The organism is Agromyces tropicus (assembly GCF_039531345.1).
Taxonomy (GTDB): Bacteria; Actinomycetota; Actinomycetes; order Actinomycetales; family Microbacteriaceae; genus Agromyces; species Agromyces tropicus.
The window spans coordinates 321,075-338,681 of sequence record NZ_BAAAPW010000002.1 but is presented as its reverse complement, the minus strand read 5'-3'; the positions used below and the strand labels follow the sequence as shown (position 1 = coordinate 338,681).

Annotated in this window: 16 protein-coding genes; 9 read left to right on the top strand and 7 right to left on the bottom strand. The window is 73.6% G+C overall.

The genetic code is table 11. The annotated features are described in order from the left end of the window. Positions 1–5: 5 nt before the first annotated feature. The 3 genes from ABD230_RS07310 to ABD230_RS07300 are packed head-to-tail and all read left to right on the top strand — an operon-like array spanning position 6 to position 3,696. A complete protein-coding gene (locus ABD230_RS07310) occupies positions 6–1,034 on the top strand; it encodes a carbohydrate ABC transporter permease (RefSeq protein WP_344371033.1) in 1,029 nt (342 codons plus the stop codon). Further along, on the top strand, positions 1,031–1,942 hold the full coding sequence (locus tag ABD230_RS07305) for a carbohydrate ABC transporter permease (protein WP_344371030.1): 912 nt from the start codon (positions 1,031–1,033) through the stop codon (positions 1,940–1,942). Before ABD230_RS07310 ends, ABD230_RS07305 begins: the two co-directional genes overlap by 4 nt. Beyond that, positions 1,939–3,696 carry an amylo-alpha-1,6-glucosidase gene (locus tag ABD230_RS07300; RefSeq protein WP_344371027.1) on the top strand — a complete coding sequence of 586 codons (1,758 nt, stop codon included), beginning with the start codon at positions 1,939–1,941 and terminating at the stop codon, positions 3,694–3,696. The genes ABD230_RS07305 and ABD230_RS07300 overlap by 4 nt, the downstream gene beginning before the upstream one ends. A 41-nt stretch (positions 3,697–3,737) precedes the next feature. On the opposite strand, the gene ABD230_RS07295 is transcribed toward ABD230_RS07300, so the two are convergent. Further along, complete coding sequence (locus ABD230_RS07295; RefSeq protein ID WP_344371024.1) at positions 3,738–4,394, bottom strand: GntR family transcriptional regulator; 657 nt, start codon at positions 4,392–4,394, stop codon at positions 3,738–3,740. A gap of 129 nt (positions 4,395–4,523) precedes the next feature. Here ABD230_RS07295 and ABD230_RS07290 point away from each other — a divergent pair, with 129 nt between their 5' ends. The 5 genes from ABD230_RS07290 to ABD230_RS07270 are packed head-to-tail and all read left to right on the top strand — an operon-like array spanning position 4,524 to position 11,482. Next, positions 4,524–6,587, top strand: coding sequence for a beta-galactosidase (locus ABD230_RS07290; protein ID WP_344371023.1), 2,064 nt, complete (start codon positions 4,524–4,526; stop codon positions 6,585–6,587). 10 nt (positions 6,588–6,597) lie between these two features. Beyond that, positions 6,598–8,025, top strand: coding sequence for an aminomethyl-transferring glycine dehydrogenase subunit GcvPA (gene gcvPA, locus ABD230_RS07285; RefSeq protein ID WP_344371021.1), 1,428 nt, complete (start codon positions 6,598–6,600; stop codon positions 8,023–8,025). Further along, positions 8,022–9,596, top strand: a complete 1,575-nt coding sequence (gene gcvPB, locus ABD230_RS07280) for an aminomethyl-transferring glycine dehydrogenase subunit GcvPB (RefSeq protein WP_344371018.1) — start codon at positions 8,022–8,024, stop codon at positions 9,594–9,596. The genes gcvPA and gcvPB overlap by 4 nt, the downstream gene beginning before the upstream one ends. Before the next feature lies 1 nt (position 9,597). Then, positions 9,598–10,734 carry an ATP-NAD kinase family protein gene (locus ABD230_RS07275; RefSeq protein ID WP_344371015.1) on the top strand — a complete coding sequence of 379 codons (1,137 nt, stop codon included), beginning with the start codon at positions 9,598–9,600 and terminating at the stop codon, positions 10,732–10,734. After that, the gene (locus ABD230_RS07270; protein ID WP_344371012.1) at positions 10,724–11,482 is read left to right on the top strand and encodes an SDR family NAD(P)-dependent oxidoreductase; all 759 of its coding nucleotides are present in this window, start codon (positions 10,724–10,726) and stop codon (positions 11,480–11,482) included. The genes ABD230_RS07275 and ABD230_RS07270 overlap by 11 nt, the downstream gene beginning before the upstream one ends. A 19-nt stretch (positions 11,483–11,501) precedes the next feature. On the opposite strand, the gene ABD230_RS07265 is transcribed toward ABD230_RS07270, so the two are convergent. The 3 genes from ABD230_RS07265 to ABD230_RS07255 form a co-directional block, all read right to left on the bottom strand. Further along, on the bottom strand, positions 11,502–11,672 hold the full coding sequence (locus ABD230_RS07265) for a hypothetical protein (RefSeq protein ID WP_344371009.1): 171 nt from the start codon (positions 11,670–11,672) through the stop codon (positions 11,502–11,504). Between the two features lie 104 nt (positions 11,673–11,776). Beyond that, positions 11,777–12,787, bottom strand: a complete 1,011-nt coding sequence (locus ABD230_RS07260) for an SDR family oxidoreductase (protein ID WP_344371007.1) — start codon at positions 12,785–12,787, stop codon at positions 11,777–11,779. Between the two features lie 124 nt (positions 12,788–12,911). Beyond that, the gene (locus ABD230_RS07255) at positions 12,912–13,994 is read right to left on the bottom strand and encodes an SDR family NAD(P)-dependent oxidoreductase (RefSeq protein WP_344371004.1); all 1,083 of its coding nucleotides are present in this window, start codon (positions 13,992–13,994) and stop codon (positions 12,912–12,914) included. Positions 13,995–14,075: 81 nt separating this feature from the next. Here ABD230_RS07255 and ABD230_RS07250 point away from each other — a divergent pair, with 81 nt between their 5' ends. Further along, a complete protein-coding gene (locus ABD230_RS07250) occupies positions 14,076–14,663 on the top strand; it encodes a TetR/AcrR family transcriptional regulator (RefSeq protein ID WP_344371002.1) in 588 nt (195 codons plus the stop codon). A gap of 58 nt (positions 14,664–14,721) precedes the next feature. Here the strand turns inward: ABD230_RS07250 and ligD are convergent, their stop codons facing one another. From ligD to ABD230_RS07235, 3 genes are all read right to left on the bottom strand, one after another. Further along, a complete protein-coding gene (gene ligD, locus ABD230_RS07245; RefSeq protein ID WP_344370998.1) occupies positions 14,722–15,951 on the bottom strand; it encodes a non-homologous end-joining DNA ligase in 1,230 nt (409 codons plus the stop codon). A gap of 9 nt (positions 15,952–15,960) precedes the next feature. After that, positions 15,961–16,923, bottom strand: a complete 963-nt coding sequence (locus ABD230_RS07240) for a hypothetical protein (RefSeq protein WP_344370996.1) — start codon at positions 16,921–16,923, stop codon at positions 15,961–15,963. Positions 16,924–17,040: 117 nt separating this feature from the next. Next, a complete protein-coding gene (locus tag ABD230_RS07235) occupies positions 17,041–17,517 on the bottom strand; it encodes a hypothetical protein (protein WP_344370994.1) in 477 nt (158 codons plus the stop codon). Positions 17,518–17,607 lie beyond the last annotated feature (90 nt).

Here is a 17,607-nt window from a genome sequence, read left to right as displayed (position 1 = left end):
CACCGATGGTGATCACCTCGGGCGGTGCGGCCGGTACGCCGGTCGCGCCGCCCGCGCCCCCCGCGGCATCCGCCCTGCCCGCCGCCGTCGCCGGAGCCGCGCAGGGACGGCCCGCCCCGACCGGTCGCCCGGCGCCGCGCCGCGAGGCCGCATGGCGTCGCCGCGACCGCCGCTGGGGCTACGTGTTCGTCGGCCCGCAGCTCGTCGGCATGGCGCTCTTCGTGCTCCTGCCGTTCGTCGCGAGCCTCGTGCTCGCCTTCGCGTCGTGGGACGGCCTGACCGAGCTCGAGTGGGTGGGGTTCGAGAACTTCACGGCCCAGCTGCAGGACGAGCTGCTGCTGCGGTCGATCGTCAACACGCTGCTCATCGCCCTGATCACGGTGCCCGTCGGCCTGGGCCTCGCGGTCGTGATCGCGGTCGCGCTGGAGAAGCTGCGCACGCGGACGCTCTACCTCATCCTCTTCTTCGCGCCCGTCGTCACGAGCACCGTGGCCGTGGCCATGATCTGGCAGCAGCTCTTCCGCGCCGACGGGGTGCTGAGCGGCGCCATCGCGAGCGTCTTCGGCATCGACCCGCCGGACTGGCTCGGCGACCCGCGCCTCGCGCTCATCGCCGTGTGCATCGTGGCCATCTGGTCGTCGCTCGGGCTGAACGTGATCATCTTCCTCGCGGGCCTGCAGAACATCTCGCCCTCGGTCATCGAGGCGGCCCGCATCGACGGCGCCGGCGCGTGGCGGCTGTTCCGCAGCATCCGCCTGCCCCTGCTCTCGCCGATCGTGTTCTTCTCCTCGATCGTCGCGTTCATCTCGTCGCTGCAGACGTTCGACACCGTGTTCGTGCTCACGGCGAACGCCGGCCCGGACAATGCGACGCGCACGATCGTGTACCACATCTACGACCTGGGCTTCGGCCGGTTCGAGTTCGGACCGTCCAGCGCCGCCTCCGTGATCCTGCTCGTGCTGACGCTCGTCATCACCGCGATCCAGTTCGGCGCGCAGAAGAAGTTCGTGCACTACGAGGACGATTCCGCATGACCGCCGCAGACCTCGAGTCGACGCTCGTCGGCCGCCCGCACCTCGAACGACCCGCGCGCCGTGGCGCCGACGGGCGCACGCGCCGCACGTTCGGCCGCCTCGCGATCCACGCCGCGCTCATCGTGGCCGGCCTCGCGATGGTCTTCCCGTTCCTGTGGATGCTGCTGACCTCGTTCAAGACCCTGCCGCAGCTGCTGCAGGACCCGCTCAGCCTCTGGCCCGATCCGTGGACGATCGACAAGTACGTCGACGCCTGGAACGCGGTGCCGTTCGGCCAGGCGTACCTCAACAGCATCTACATCTGCGTGCTCGCCGTCGTCGGCACGCTGCTGACCGCGTCGATGGCCGGCTACGCGTTCGCGCGCATCCGCTTCCGGGGCAGCCGGGTGCTCTTCATCGTGTTCCTCGCGACGCAGATGATCCCGAAGCAGGTCACGCTCATCCCCTTCTACCTGCTCATGTCGCGGTTCGGCTGGGTGGACTCGCACCTCTCGCTCATCGTGCCGGCGATGCTCGTCAACCCGTTCGCCGTGTTCCTCATGCGGCAGTTCGTCCTGAGCCTGCCGAAGGAGCTCGAGGAGGCGGCGCTCGTGGACGGCGCCGGTCGCTGGCGGACGTTCTGGAGCATCATCCTGCCGAACCTGAAGCCGGGCCTCGGCGCGCTCAGCATCATCGTCGCGCTCGACGTGTGGAACAGCTTCCTGTTCCCGCTGGTGCTGCTGAACTCACCCGACCTGTTCACCGTGCCGCTGCTGCTCGCGAGCTTCCGCGGCCAGTTCGGGTCGGTCGACTACGGCCTCGTGATGGCGGCCTCGGCGCTCGCCACGATCCCGATGCTCGTCGCGTTCGTGATCGGGCAGCGCCGGATCCTCAACAGCATGGCCGCGTCGGGCCTGGGCGGCCGATGAGCGCCGCGTCGACGCTGCCGCGCCGGGTCGTGGGGCGAGCGGATGCCGCGGCCGCCGCCGCACGCGCCGGCGAGCACCTCGACCTGGTGCTGGCGCCGTTCACGCTGCCGCGATCGCGCCTCATGGTGTTCCGGAGCGGCGACGGGCTGCGCGTGCACACCTCCGAGTACGAGCGGTCGCTCGAGGAGTGCGTGGCGATCGATGCGCTCGAGGTGCGCGATGGCGACGGCGCGCGGCTCGCCGTCACGCGGGTGCTGCCGCACGCGATCGAACTCGGCGACGGCGCCGTCACCCTCACGTTCGCGGGCCCGCACGCACTGAGCCTCGGCGTCGCCGAGGATCGCGAGGCGATGGTCTCGTGGACGGTGCGGGCGGGCGACGAGGCCGAGTCCCTTCGCATCGGCGGCCGGCACGCGGCATCCGTCGCCTTCACGGTCGACGCCGATCGCGGCGTCGAGTTCGCGCGGAGCGATGCGCACGCCGCGCACCTCGCGGAGACGCGCGCGACGTGGCTCGACTGGTTCGCGCGTTGCCCGGTCGTCCGAGACGACCTGCAGGACATGGCCGCGTTCTGCTGGTGGGTGCTCGGGGCGAACGTCGTCGAGCTGCCGCAGCTCGCCGGCGCCCGGGCGGTCGTGCCCTCGAAGATCGGCTACGTCGGCCTCTGGCAGTGGGACGCGTACTTCATCGCGGTCGGGCTCCGCCACGGCGATCCCGAGCTCGCGCGCGAGCAGCTCGACCTGGCGCTGCGGTTCCCGACCCCCGAGGGCCAGCTCCCCGACGTCGTCCACGAGCACGGAGTGCTCGCGTCGAGCGACGACCTGCCCGCCTCCGACCGGGAGAACCTGCGCCGGGCGGGGTCCGCCGTCGCGGACCCGAGCGCCCCCGTTCCGCTCACCAAGCCGCCGCTCGCGGCGTGGGCGCTCCGCAAGGTGCTCGAGGCGGATCCCGTCGGGGCCGGGACCGCCGACTGGGCGCGACGGATGGTCGGCACCGTCCGCCGCTCGCAGGACTGGTGGTTCGCGCACTCCGACCTCGACGGCGACGGCCTCCCGGAGTACGGGCACCCGTACTCGTCGGGCCTCGACGACAGCCCGGTCTTCGACGGGCCGCTGCCCACGACGACGCCCGACCTGGCGGCGTACCTCGTGCGGCAGGACCTGGAGCTCGCGGACCTCGTCGAGCGGTTCGGCCTCGCCGCCGACCCGGGCTCGGGGGAACCCGTCTCCCCGGCGGCCGCGGCTTCCGCGCACCGCGATCGCGCGGCCCGCACGCTCGACCGGCTCCTCGGACTCTGGGACGGAGAGCGCGACCGATTCCGTTCGCTCGCGGCCGGCCGCCCCGTCGAGAGCGACACCGTCGTCGGACTCATGCCGCTCCTGACCGGCCTGCTGCCCGAGGCGATCACCGAGCGGCTCGTGGCCGCGCTCGACGACCCCGATCGGTTCGCCACGCCGTGGCCCGTCCCGACGGTCGCCGTCGGCGACCCCGACCACTCGCCCGAGCGCATGTGGCGCGGGCCGGTGTGGGTGAACACGAACGCGCTCGTGGCCGAGGGGCTCGAGCGCTCCGGGCGTGCCGAGCGCGCCGGGCGACTCGCCGAGCGCACCGTCGAGCTCGTGGTGCACGCGGGCGGCCCCCACGAGTACTTCGACCCGCGCACGGGCGAGCGCGCCCCGAGCGCGACGACCGCGTTCGGCTGGTCGGCGGCGCTCTTCATCGACCTCGCGGTCGCGCGGTCGCGCGGGGCCTGAGCAGCGGGCGAGCGGAGGCCCGGGTCGTGCGAGGCGGTCGGTCAGGCGCTGAAGTAGGAGCTCGACGCGTTGTCGAGGATGCGGCGCATGCCGTTCATCCAGTTCGCCTTGAGGGCGACGGATGCCGCGGCGACGTCGCCGTCGGCGAGGTGCCGGGCGATCTCGGCGTGCTCGGCCGCGACGCGCTCGATCATGACGTCGTTCGGCACGAGGAGGGACTCGTAGCGGTGGAACGCGCCGCGCGTGGCCTCGATCGTGTCGAGCAGTCGGCGGTTGGGACACGCGGAGAGCATGATGGCGTGCCACTCGTCGTCCTTGGTGACGACGAGGGAGTGCTCGACGACCTCCTGGTGGAAGTCGGCGGCGAGCTCGGCGAGCCGCCGACCGATCTCCCGGAGCTCGTCGGGCGGGCTGAGCTCGAGGGCGAGCGACTCGAGCGCGGCCATGACGGGCGCGAGCTCCTCGAACTCGGTCGCCGAGAGCGGCACGAAGCGGAAGCCCTTGCCGTTCTCACTCGTGATCTGCCCCTCGCTCTCGAGGGCGATGAGCGCCTCGCGCAGGGGCGTGCGGCTGACGCCGAGCTCGGCGGCGAGCTGCACCTCGTTGATGCCCTCGCCCGGGCGCACGAGCCCCGATCGCATGCGCGCGAGCAGTTCCTCGCGCACCTGGGAACGCAGGTTCTTGCGTTCGATCGCCATCGCTCCTCCAGCCGGGTCGACGCCGCAAGCCTAGGGCTTGACCCCCGTCGACTTGCGGCTTAGCGTATCTGTATACAGAATACAGTGCGCAGGAGAACCTGTACAGATCCACGACGGAGAGGACACGACGTGACGAACGCGACCCCGAGGCCGATGCGCCTCGACGCGCTCGCCTACGGCGGCGACTACAACCCCGACCAGTGGCCGGAGGAGGTGTGGCACGAGGACGTGCGGCTCATGCGCGAGGCGGGCGTCAACCTCGTGAGCCTCCCCGTCTTCTCGTGGCCGCAGCTCGAGACCTCGCCCGGCGTGTACGAGTGGGGCTGGCTCGACCGGGTCATCGAGGTGCTCTGGGCCGGCGGCATCCGCGTCGACCTCGCCACCGCCACGGCGACCCCGCCGGCCTGGCTCGTGCGCCGCCACCCCGAGATGCTCCCGTGGGACGCCGACGGCCGTCGCCTCGAGTTCGGGTCGCGCCAGGCCTACTGCCCGAGCTCGCCCGTCTGGCGCGAGCACGTCGCGCGGATGGCGCGGGCGATGGCCGAGCGCTACGGCGAGCATCCCGCGGTCGTGCTCTGGCACGTCTCGAACGAGTACGGCGACCACGTCGCGCGCTGCTGGTGCCCCGAGTCCGCCGCCCACTTCCGTCGTTGGCTCGAGGCGCGCCACGGCGACCTCGACGGGCTCAACGAGGCCTGGGGCGTGAACGTCTGGGGCCAGCGCTACACCGCGTGGGAGCAGGTCGAGCCGCCCCGCCGCGCGACCGGGCCGATCAACCCGACCCAGCTGCTCGACTTCGAGCGGTTCTCCTCCGACGCGCTCCTCGAACTGTTCCGGGTCGAGGTCGACGTGCTCCGCGAGGTCACGCCCGAGCTCCCCGTGACCACCAACTTCATGAGCATCTTCCGCGAGCTCGACTACTGGCGGTTCGCCGAGGTCGAGGACCTCGTCACCGACGACGCCTACCCCGACCCGGCCGACCCGCGCGCCCACGTGCCCGCCGCGCTGAACTACGGCCTCATGCGATCCCTCAAGGGCGGGCAGCCCTGGCTGCTCCTCGAGCAGGCCGCGAGCGCCGTGAGCTGGCGCGACGTCAACGTGCCCAAGGCGCCAGGGCGCATGCGCATCGACAGCCTCCAGGCGATCGCGCACGGCTCCGACGGCGCGATGTTCTTCCAGTGGCGCCAGGCCCGGTACGGGCAGGAGAAGTTCCACTCCGCGATGCTCGGCCACCGCGGCGAGCGGTCGCGGAGCTTCCGCGAGACCGCCGCGTTCGGGCGCGAACTCCAGCGCCTCGCCCCGGTGAAGGGCGCGCGCGTGCGCAGCCGAGTCGCGCTCGTCGTCGACTGGGACTCGTGGTGGGGGTCGAGTGCCGCGGAGTCCCTGCCCTCGCAGCGACTCGGCTGGCTCGCGCAGGCCCGCGCCTGGCACGGCGCGCTGCACGCACTCGGGCACGCCGTCGACGCCGTGCGCGCGACGGGCCCCTTCGACGGCTACGACCTCGTCGTCGTGCCCAACCTCTACGTGACGGATGCCGCGCAGGCCGACGCCCTCGCGGCGTTCGCCGCCGCCGGCGGCACCGTCGTCGTCGGGCCGTTCTCGGGCGTCGTCGATCCGACCGAGACGGTCCACCCCGGCGGCGCGCCCGGACCCCTGCGCGAGCTCCTCGGCATCGAGGTCGACGAGCCGTGGCCCGTGCCCGACGGTCGCGCCGAGCGCATCGAGCTCGACGGCGTCGGCTACGACGCGCCCGTGTGGACCGAGTGGATCGAGGCCTCGCCGGAGGCATCCGTCGTCGCGCGCTTCGCGGCCGGCGTGCTCGACGGCCGGCCGGCCGTCACCCGGCGCGGGCACGGCGACGGCGCGGCCTGGTACGTCGGGGCCGCGCTCGCCGAGGACGGGCTCGTCGAGGTGATGCGACGAGCACTCGCCGACGCCGGCCTCCCCGCCCGCGACCGGATCGACCGCGACCTCGAGGCCGTGACCCGCGCCGACGACGCGACCGACTTCACCTTCGTGCTGAACCACGGCGACCACGAGGTCGTGGTGGCCGTGCCCGACGGCGCCGAGGACCTGCTCGGCGGCGGGACGGTCGGCCCTCGGCTCGTCCTCCCTCCGCTCGGCGCGGCGGTGCTGGCCGCCCCGCGCGCTGCGGAGCCCCCCTTCGTCACCCTGTCCGAGACCACCGAGTGAGGCACCGCACATGACCGAACCGTTCGTGCATCCGTACATCCCCAACACCGCCCCCGACGTCCGCGCCGAGATGCTCGCCGCGGTCGGCGCGGCCTCCGTCGAGGAGTTCTACGCCGACGTCCCCGAGGACCTCCGGCTCGGGCGCCCGCTCGACCTGCCCGAGCCGCTCGTCGCCGAGGCCGACCTGGAGCGGCACGTCTCCGGCCTGCTCGCGAAGAACGTGCCGACGACGGAGCGGCTCAGCTTCCTCGGGCAGGGCACCTACGCGCACCACGTGCCGGCGGTCGTCGACGAGGTCATCGGGCGCAGCGAGTTCCTCACGGCGTACGCCGGCGAGCCCTACGAGGACCACGGCCGGTTCCAGGCGCTGTTCCAGTACCAGTCGCTGATGGGCGAGCTCCTGTCGATGGACGTCGTCAACGTGCCCACCTACGACGGGTTCCAGGCGACCGCGACCGCGCTCTCGATGGCCGGGCGGATGACGGGGCGCCGCCGCGTGCTCGTCGCGAGCGACGTGCTGCCCGCCAAGCTCTCGAAGGTCCGCGACTACGTGCGCGTGCACCTCGAGCTCGAGTTCGTCGCCCCGGTCGACGGCACGGCGGAGGTCGCGGCCGTCGCCGATCGCCTCGACGCGGACGTCGCGGCGGTCTGGGTCGAGACGCCGAGCCGCACCGGCGCGCTCGAGCACCGCCTGCAGGAGCTCGCCGACGCGGCCCACTCCGTCGGGGCGATCCTCGTCGTCGGGACCGACCCCGTCGGGTACGGCGTGCTCACGCCGCCCGCCGAGCAGGGCGCCGACATCGTCTGCGGCGACATCCAGTCGCTCGGCCTGCACCAGTGGTACGGCGGCGCGCACGCCGGCTTCATCGCCGTGCACGACGACCCGAAGTTCGTGATGGAGATGCCGTCGCGCCTGTTCGGCCTCGAGGCCACCGACGTGCCGGGCGAGGTCGGCTTCGGCGACGTCGCCTACGACCGCACCTCGTTCGCGCACCGCGAGGAGGGCAAGGAGTGGGTCGGCACGGCCGCAGCGCTCTGGGGCATCGCCGCCGGCGTGCACCTCGCGCTCATGGGTCCGCAGGGCATGCGGGAGCTCGGCGAGGTGCTGCTCGCCCGCACCGCCTACGCGCAGCGCGCGCTCGGCGCCATCCCCGGCATCCGCCTCACCGACGGCGCGGCGCACATGCGCGAGTTCGCGGTCGACGTGTCGGACGCCGGGCTCACCGCCGCGGACGTCGTCCGCGCGCTCCGCGCCGAGGGAATCGAGCCGGGCGTGCCGGCCGGCGAGCACGAGCTCGTCGTGTGCGTCACCGAGCTGACGACGCAGCGCGACATCGACCGCCTCGCCACCGCCGTCACCGGACTCGTCGCGGCCTCCGCCGCCGAGTCCGCCGCCACCCTCGACACCGTCGCGACCCCCGAGGAGCACCGCGCATGAGCCTGCCGATCGCCCCCAAGCCCGCCCTCCGCCGCTTCCACCAGGCCCGCTGGGACGAGCCGGTGATCTTCGAGCTCTCCACGCCGGGCGAGCGCGGCGTGCTCGTCACGGCCGTCGAGCCCGCCCTGCGCGAGGCCGTCGGCGACGTCGTCGCCGCGCTGCCGGAGGGGCTCGCGCGCCGCGAGGCGCCCGCGCTGCCCGAGATGGGGCAGATGCGCGTGCTCAAGCACTACCTGCGGCTCTCGCAGGAGAACCTCGGTGCCGACCTCAACGTCGACATCGGCCAGGGCACCTGCACGATGAAGTACGCGCCGAAGGTCAACGAGCGCATCATCTCGACGCCGAAGCTCGCCGCGATGCACCCGCTGCAGGACCCCGCCGACGCGCAGGGCGCGCTCGAGATCATCTGGCGCACCGAGCGGATGCTGGCCGAGGTCTCCGGCATGGACGAGGTGTCGCTGCACACCCAGGGCGGGTCGGCCGCCATCTGGGCGAACATCGCCATGATCCGCGCCTACCACGAGGCCAACGGCGAGGGCGAGCAGCGCCGCGAGGTCATCACCACGATCTTCAGCCACCCGTCCAACGCGGCCGCCGCCAAGGCCGCCGGCTACGACGTCATCACGCTGCACCCCGACGCCGACGGCTACCCGGACCTCGAGGCCCTGAAGCGCGCGCTCTCGCCGCGGACCGCCGCGATCATGGTCACGAACCCCGAGGACACGGGCATCTACAACCCGGCGATCCGCGAGTGGGTCGACGCCGCGCACGCGGTCGGCGCGCTCGCCTCGTACGACCAGGCGAACGCGAACGGCATCCTCGGCATCACCCGGGCCCGCGACGCGGGCTTCGACGTCTGCCACTTCAACGTGCACAAGACCTTCGGCACGCCGCACGGCTCGGGCGGTCCCGGCACGGGCGCGAACGGCGTCAGCGCCGCGCTCGCGCCGTTCCTCCCGGGCCCGCGGGTCGTGCGCGAGGGCGACCGCTACGAGGTGCGCGAGGCCGGCCAGCAGTCGATCGGCGCCATCGGGCCGTTCCACGGCGTCGTGCCGAACATCGTGCGCGCGTACGCGTGGATCATGGCGCTCGGCGCCGAGGGCCTGCGTGCCGTCGCCGAGACCGCGGTGCTGAACAACAACTACCTGATGAAGCGGATCCTCGACATCCCGGGCGCCTCGGCGCCCTATGCGACCGGCCGCCGCCGCATCGAGCAGGTGCGCTACTCGTGGCAGGAGCTGTTCGAGGAGACGGGCATCAGCTCGGAGGAGATCGGCATCCGCGCGAGCGACTTCGGGATGCACTACTGGACGAGCCACCACCCGTACGTCGTGCCGCAGCCGTTCACGCTCGAGCCGACCGAGTCGTACTCCAAGGCCGAGCTGGACGAGTACGCCGATGTCCTCGCCGAGGTCGCGCGCGAGGCGCGCGAGACGCCGGAGGTCGTGCGCACGGCCCCGCACCACCAGACCGTGCACCACACGCACCACGACGACCTCGACGACCCCGAGCGCTGGGCGATCACGTGGCGCGCCTACCGTCGCAAGTACCCGGACGCCGTCGGAGCCTGACGTGCTCGGACTCATCGTGAACCCCGTCGCGGGCGTCGGCGGGCCCGCCGGGCTCGCCGGCAGCGACGGTGCCGACGTGCAGCGCCGCGCGGGGGAGCGCGGGGCGCACCCCCGCGCGGCCGAGCGGGCCGCGGCGGCGCTCGCGGTGGTCGCGCGGGCCCGGCCCGACGAGCACGTCGTCACCGCGGCGGGTCCGATGGGCGAGGACGCGGTCCGGGCGGCCGGGCTCCGACCGATCGTGGTCTGGCACCCGAGGACGCCGACCACGTCCGGCGACACCGCCGATGCGGCGCGCGCACTCGGCGACGTCGGCGTCGACCTCGTCCTCTTCGCGGGCGGCGACGGCACCGCACGAGACGTCGCGCGCGGCCTCCCGCCCCGCGCTGCCGCGCTCGGGATCCCGGCCGGCGTCAAGATGTACTCACCGGTCTTCGCCGTCGGCCCGCGTGCGGCCGGCGCGCTCGCCGCGGCATGGCTCGACGAGCGCGGGCTGCCCACGCTCGAACGGGAGGTGCTCGACGTCGACGAGGAGCAGCTCCGGCACGCCCGGGTCGAGCCGCGGCTGTTCGGCACGCTCCGCGTGCCCTATCGCGCCGGGCGCACCCAGGCCCGCAAGGCGTCGACCCCGGCCGACGAGCAGGCCGCGGTGCGCCTCGCGGCCCGTGGTGCGGCGGCCCGCCTCCGGCCGGGCATCCGCTACCTGCTCGGGCCCGGCGGGACGATGGCCGAGGTCGCCCGCGAGCTCGGCGTCGACAAGACGCCGCTCGGCGTCGACGTGGTGCTCGACGGGCGCGTCGTCGTCGCCGCGGCCTCCGAGCGCGACCTGCTCGACCAGGCCGCGCAGGGTCCGGCGCAGGCGGTCGTGTCGATCATCGGCGGGCAGGGCTTCCTGCTCGGGCGTGGGAACCAGCAGCTCTCCGCCCGCGTCGTCGACGCGCTCGGCGACGACCCGCTCATGGTCGTCGCCCCCGAGCAGAAGCTCGTCGACCTCGGCGGCCGTCCCCTCCTCGTCGACACCGGCGAGCCCGCCGTCGACGCCCGGCTCGCCGGGTTCGCCCGGATCGTGACCGGTCCCTCCACCACCAGCGTCTATCCAGTCCATGCACCAGAGAACGAAGGAGCGCTCCATGCGCCTTGAGCAGAAGCAGGCCATCGTCACCGGCGGGGCGGGCGGCATCGGCCGCGCGACCGCGAAGGCCCTGGCCGCCGAGGGAGCGGCCGTGGCCGTCGTCGACCTGGACGGCGAGGCGGCCGAGGCGGTCGCCGCCGAGATCCGCGACGCGGGCTTCACCGCCGTCGCGATCCGGGCCGACGTCTCGAGCGAGGACGACATCGTGCGCGTCGTCGCGACGACGGTCGCCGAGTTCGGCGGCGTCGACGTCGTCTTCAACAACGCGGGGATCATCCGCCGGTCGACGGCCCTCGAGCTGACGGCGGACGAGTGGGACCTCGTCTTCGGCGTCAACGTGCGCTCGATCTTCCTCATGTGCAAGCACGTCGTGCCGGTGATGGCCGCAGCGGGCGGCGGCTCCATCATCAACACCGGATCGGGCTGGGGCCTGAAGGGGGGCGGGCGCGCGCTCTCGTACTGCGCGTCCAAGGGCGCGGTGGTCAACATGACCCGTGCACTGGCGATCGACCACGGGCCGGAGGGCATCCGCGTCAACTCGGTGAACCCGGGCGACGTGAACACGGGCATGCTGCGCGACGAGGCGCGCCAGCTCGGCGAGGACGCGGACGCCTTCCTCGCCGATGCCGCCGACCGGCCGCTGCGCCGCATGGGCGAGCCGCGTGAGATCGCGTCCGCGGTCGTCTGGCTTGCGAGCGACGAGTCGAGCTACGTGACGGGCTCGGCGCTCGTCGTCGACGGCGGAGGCATCGCGTAGGAGGGGCGCGAGGGGGCGCTCAGCGCCCCCCGAAGTCCTCCTCGTCGTCCTCCGGGTCGGCGACGTCCTCCATCACGTACTCGACGTCGTCCTCGCCGACGCCCTCCGCCTCGAGCTCCTCCTCGAACTCGATCTCGGCCTCCTGGCCGCGGCTGAACGGACCCTCGAGCGGGTCGACGAAGCTGGTCATGGCATCCCCCTTCGCGGGGCCGTCCCGGCGGTCGGGCGGCCGCGTGCCCTCAGGCTAGACCCGCGACCGGGTGCGGCGGAACGGGGTCGCAGGAACCTCACACCTCAGCGACGCGGCAGGGCGAGGATGCGCTCGAACGCGGCATCCGCGACCCGGTCGACGACCTGGAGCTCCGGGTGCGCGTCGTGGAAGTCGACGATGCGGCGGGCGCCCTCGTCGAACGTGACCGTCGTCCGGAACTCGGGCACGAGCGCCGTCACCTTGGCGTTGTCGAAGACCATCGAGTGCGCCTTGTCGCCCAGCAGGCCCGGGCCCCAGTCGGGGTGGACGGCGGCGATCGTCTCCGAGGCGACATGGACGAGCTCGGGCTCGGCGACGCCGGCCGCGTCGGCGAGCCAGCGGTAGATCTGGTTCCAGGTGGGCGCGTGGTCGCCCGTGATGTGGAAGGCGTCGCCGACCGCGAGCGGATGGCCGAGCAGCCCGACGAAGGCCACGGCGAAGTCGTCGTGGTGCGTGATCGTCCACAGGCTCGTGCCGTCGCCGTGGACCACGACGGGCCGGCCCGCCCGCATCCGCGCGAGGTCGGTCCAGTGGCCGAGGGTCGGGATGAGCGTGGCGTCGTACGTGTGCGACGGCCGCACGATCGTCGCCGGGAACGCTCGCTCGCGGAGCGCGGCGACGAGCAGGTCCTCGCACGCGATCTTGTCGCGGGAGTACTGCCACTCCGGGTTCACCAGCGGGGTCGACTCGGTGACGGGCAACCGGCTCGGCGGCGTCTGGTACGCCGACGCCGAGCTGATGAAGACGTACTGCCCGACGCGCCCCTCGAAGAGGTCGAGGTCGGCCTGCGCGTGCTCGGGGGTGAAGGCGAGGAACTCGCAGACCACGTCGAACTCGAGCGGGTCGGCGGTGCCCCGCCCGAGCGCGTGCCGCACCGAGTCGTGGTCGCGGATATCGCCGACGACCTGCCGCACGTCGGCGGGCAGCGGCCTCAGCGACGACGACCCGCCGCGGTTCAGCACGGTCACGTCGTGCCCGACGTCGACCGCGCGCCGGACGCACGCCGAGCTGATGACGCCGCTGCCGCCGATGAAGAGGATCCGCTTCCCGCTCATCGCCCCATGCTCCCATCCGCGACGCGCGGAGGACAGGGTGCGACCGGGCACGCGGATGCGGCGCCGGAGCCGAGGTGTCGCCCGGCTCCGGCGCCGCGGTCGGTTCCGCGGCGGCGGGACGGCGTCAGGCCGCCGACCAGCCGCCGTCGGAGGCGAGGACGACGCCGTTGACGTTCACGCCGTCGTCGGAGAGCAGGAACGTGATCGACGCGGCGAGGGCCTCGGCCTCGGCGGCGTCGGGCAGCAGCGCCATGGCCTGCCGGACGCGCTGCGCGCCGAGCGGCGAGGCGAAGCTGGCCTCGATGTTCGTGATGGTCGGGCCGGGCGCGACGGCGTTCACCCGCAGGCCGCTCGGCCCGTACATGAAGGCGGTCGACTTGGTGAGGCCGACGACGGCGTGCTTCGACGCGGTGTACGCGACGCCCGCGGCCGAGCCGCGCAGGGCCGCCTCGGAGGCGGTGTTGACGATCGAGCCTGCGCCGCGCTCGAGCATTCCGGGCACGACGGCGCGCATGAGCTTCATCGTGCCGTCGACGTTGACGCGCATGACGCGCTCCCAGACCGCGTCGGTGAGCTCGCCGATCGGGGTCATGTCGTCCATGATCCCGGCGATGTTGGCGAGTCCGTCGATCCGGTCGCCGGCCGCGGCGAGGATCTCGGCGATCCGGGCGTCGTCGGTGATGTCGGCGACGAGGGTCACGACGTCGGCCTCGGCGTGCTCGGCGGCGAAGTCGTCGAGCCGCTCCTGCGAGACGTCGACCGCGACGACCCTGCCGCCCTCGCGCGCGATGCGTGACGCGGTCGCACGGCCGATGCCGGAGCCCGCGCCGGTGACGACGACGGTCTTGCCGGTGAACCTGCCCCGGTCGATGCGCTCGACCCACTCGGGCCGCGGGGTCGCGTCGACGGGCTCGGCCTCGGACTCCGCGTCGGCGGGCGCGTCGGGCGCGGATGCCGCGGGGACGCCGGCCGGGACGTCGCCCGCCGCGGCCCGAGCGACGAGCTGGTCGACCATCTCCTGGGAGAACGCGCCCTTGCTGAGCTTGACGAGGCGCTTGAGCGCGAGTCGGTGCACCGGCCGCAGCACGTCGGGGTCCTGCCCGGCCTGTGCGAGCAGGTCGCGGATGATGGGGCCGCCGACCGGGTCCTGCAGCCACGTCTTGATCGAGGAGTCGCCGGTGAGGCGGGTGCTGGTGCTGGTGCTCATGAGGGGGATTCCTTCTGTCTCTGGGCGGTCCGCGAGTTCCGCGGACACCGGACAACTCTGTCCGGTAGTAATCTAACACCCGTGTCCGAAGGTCAGCAGGGAGAAGGTCCCAAGGCGCGCAAGCCCAACCTCGGCCCGAGCGCCGGGCCCGCGAATCGCCGTGCGCTCATCGCCGCCGCCCGCGAGATCTTCGCGGCCGACGGCCTCGCCGCCCCGTTCAGCGCGATCGCGAAGCGCGCGGGCGTCGGCCAGGGGAGCCTCTACCGGCACTTCCCGGATCGGCTCTCGCTCGCCGTCGCCGTGTTCGAGGAGAACCTCGACGAGCTCGACGCCGCGGTCGCGCCGCCGGACGCCGGGCTCGACGCGCTCCTGGAACGCGTCATCTCGCAGGCGCTCGTCTCGACGGCGCTCATCGACCTGATCACCGCCAACCCGCACGACCCGCGCGTCGAGCGCCTCGGCAGCCGGATGCGCGAGATCGCGGCCGGCGCGGTCGAGCACGAACGGGTGTCGGGACGGTTCGGCGAGCACGTCGACGTCGACGACGTGCTCCTCGCGGTGTCGATGCTGGCCGGCGTGCTCGCCCGTACGGAGCCCGACGCCCGCGTCGCCACGGCCGAGCGCGCCTGGGCGCTGCTGCAGGCGGCCTTCGTGCCGCGCCCCGGCTAGTCGCTCCGTCATCCGTCGCGCCGGGGCCCGCCGGGCCGGCAGCGGAGGCCGCGGCGGATCACGCGCGCCCCGCCCACGGGTCGTACTCCGCCAGCAGCGCCTCCTGCCCCGGCCGGTCCGCCTCGGGCACGTGCTGGAGGTTCACCCGCACGCGGTACCAGAGCGAGCTCGACCCGCGCATGCCGTCGACCAGCACGTCCGAGGGCGTCAGGTGGTCGACGACCTCCGCGTGGGCCGCCTTCCAGCGCTCCAGTGCGTCGAGGGCCTCGGGCTTCGTCTCGGTCCGCGCGATCTCGATGAGCGGCATCGAGGAGACCCGGCGCCCCGACCCGTCCCCCCGCGACGCCCCGCGCGGCGCCTTCTCGGCCGGACCGAGCTCGTCGGCCAGCCGCAGCAGCCCCTCGAGCGAGCCGACCGCATCGTCGATGCCCTCGTGCGCGTCGCCGCGCTCGGCGAAGCGCTCGAGCACCGTGGCGACCGTGAACTCCTCCGGCCGCCGCCACCGCACCTCGTCCCACCGGAGCGGCGTCGACACGCGTGCGTCCGGCAGCGGCCGGACCGAGTAGGCGGAGGCCACGGTGCGGTCCTTGGCGTTCTGGTTGAAGTCGACGAAGACGCTCTCTCCGCGCTCCTCCTTCCACCATCGCGCCGACGCCAGGCCCGGCGCCCGGCGCTCCACCTCGCGCGCGAGCGATTCCGCCGCCAGCCGCACCTGGGCGTACTCCCACTCGGGCGCGATGCGGACGAGCAGGTGGATGCCGCGCGAGCCCGACGTCTTCGGCCAGCCCACCAGTCCGTGGTCCTCGAGCACGTCGCGTGCGACCATCGCGACGTCGACGATCTGCGACCAGTCGACGCCCGGCATCGGGTCGAGGTCGACGCGCAGCTCGTCGGGGTGGTCGAGGTCCTCGGCGCGCACCGGGTGCGGGTTGAGGTCGAGGCATCCGAGGTTCACGACCCATGCCAGTCCGGCGGCGTCGCGGACCACCGCCTCCTCGGCGGACGTGCCGCGCGCGTACTGCAGGGTCGCGGTGTCGATGTACGCGGGATGGTGCTCGGGCACGCGCTTCTGGAAGAAGGGCTCGCGGTCGATGCCCTTCACGAACCGCTTGAGCACCATCGGCCGGCCGCCGGCGCCGCGCAGCGCGCCGTCGGCGACCGCGACGTAGTAGCGGACGAGGTCGAGCTTCGTGAGGCCGGGCTCGGGGAAGACGACCCGGTCCGGGTGGCTCACCCGGACCTCGTGCCCGCCGACCTCGAGCATCACGGCGTCGTCGCGCGCAGCCATGACACCACGTTAGGGGGTGACGGCGGCGGGTGCGTCGTCGGACCCGGACGCCGCACCCTCGGCGTCGTCCCCCGGGGGATCGTCGTCGGCCGCCCCGGTGGGCGTCCGCAGCTGCATCAGGATCGCGGCGGCGAGGCATCCCGCCCCGACGAGCGCGAGCAACGACCCGACGGGCGAGGCGTCGCCGCCCGAGACCGCGAACGCGTCGGCGATCGTGAGCCCGAGCCCGAACCCGGCCCACCAGAGGAAGAACGTCGTGGCGTGGATGAGCAGCAACCCGCCCGTGACCGTGTCGTGCGGGGTCACGACCCCGCGGCGGGCGCCGCCGATCGCGGCGATCCCGCCGGCCACCGTGGCCAGGGTCGCCCCGAGCGCCCACGCCACCGGGCCGCCGTCGAGCACGCCCTGGCGGTCGATGAGCGCCTCGTAGAGCTGGGGCAGGGCGAGGTGCGGCACCTTGGCCATGGGGTTCCAGACGAGCAGGTGGAGCGTGCCGAGCACGATCACGCCGAACTCGGCCGCGGCCAGCACCGCGACGGCGGTCACCACCCGGGAGCGGCTCCGCGGGTCCTCACGGTGCTCCGAGATGCCGAAGGCGATGAGCGCGTAGCCGCCGACGGCCGCCGCCAGGGCGAGCAGGATGAGGAAGGCGGAGTGCGCCGTGCCCGTGAACCAGACGGTCACCGGCAGTGCGACGGCCAGCCCGACGGCGAGCCAGCGCCGCCACGGCGGCGGCTCGCCCGCGGTCAGCAGCAGGAGCGCGCCGAGCGGGAGCGCCGCCCAGACGGCGACGACCTCGAGGACGACGGATGCCACGGCGACGACGCCGCGCCACTCCGTCGCGACGAGCCCCGGGAGCGCCAGGTCGACGGACACGCTCGTCGCCGCGAGGATCACGGACACCGCGAGGAACGACGCGCCGGCCCGTGCCCGACGACCGGTGAAGGCTCCGTTCCGCGGCATCAGGGTCATGGCGACCTCATCTCGTGTCCGGCAGCCTCAGGTGCCGTTGATCCCCACCATGGCACGGATGGCCGGTCGGCGGAACCCGCGGCGAACGCCCGGCCTCCGGGGTGCGGGTGGCGACGCTCAGGCCGTCCGCGCCACCTCCGCAGGGTCCGACGCGGAGACGCGGTGCGCCCGCGCGTGCGCCCATGGATGCAGCACGTCCAGCTGCACCAGCACGGCCGCGATCTCCGCGAGCCCGAGCAGGAAGTAGGCCGCCTGCAGCGGGCTGAACGGGACGAACGCCATCTGCACGAAGACCCAGACGAGCATGCCGAACCCGGCGACGGCGGCGGCGAGCATCGCCCACCGCATGCGACGCGACGTCATCACGAACGCAACGCCGTGCGTGCCGCCGACGACGAGCGCGAGCACGAGTCCCGGGACCGCGTACGACGGGAACGGCGAGCCCTCGAGGTACGACGTCGGGAGGGCCAGGGGCGTGGCGCCGAGGTCGAGCACGGAGCCGACGACGAGCGCGGCGCCGCCGAGCACGCTCGTGAGGGCGACGAAGGCCTGCACGAAGAGCAGCGTCGTGCGCGCGATGCGCTGCACGGTCATCCGCCGCACCCCCTCGACTCGGGCCGGGTCGCGTCCAGCATGCCCGTCCGCGCTCGGACGCGACGGGGCCTTAGGTCACGCCGCAGACGA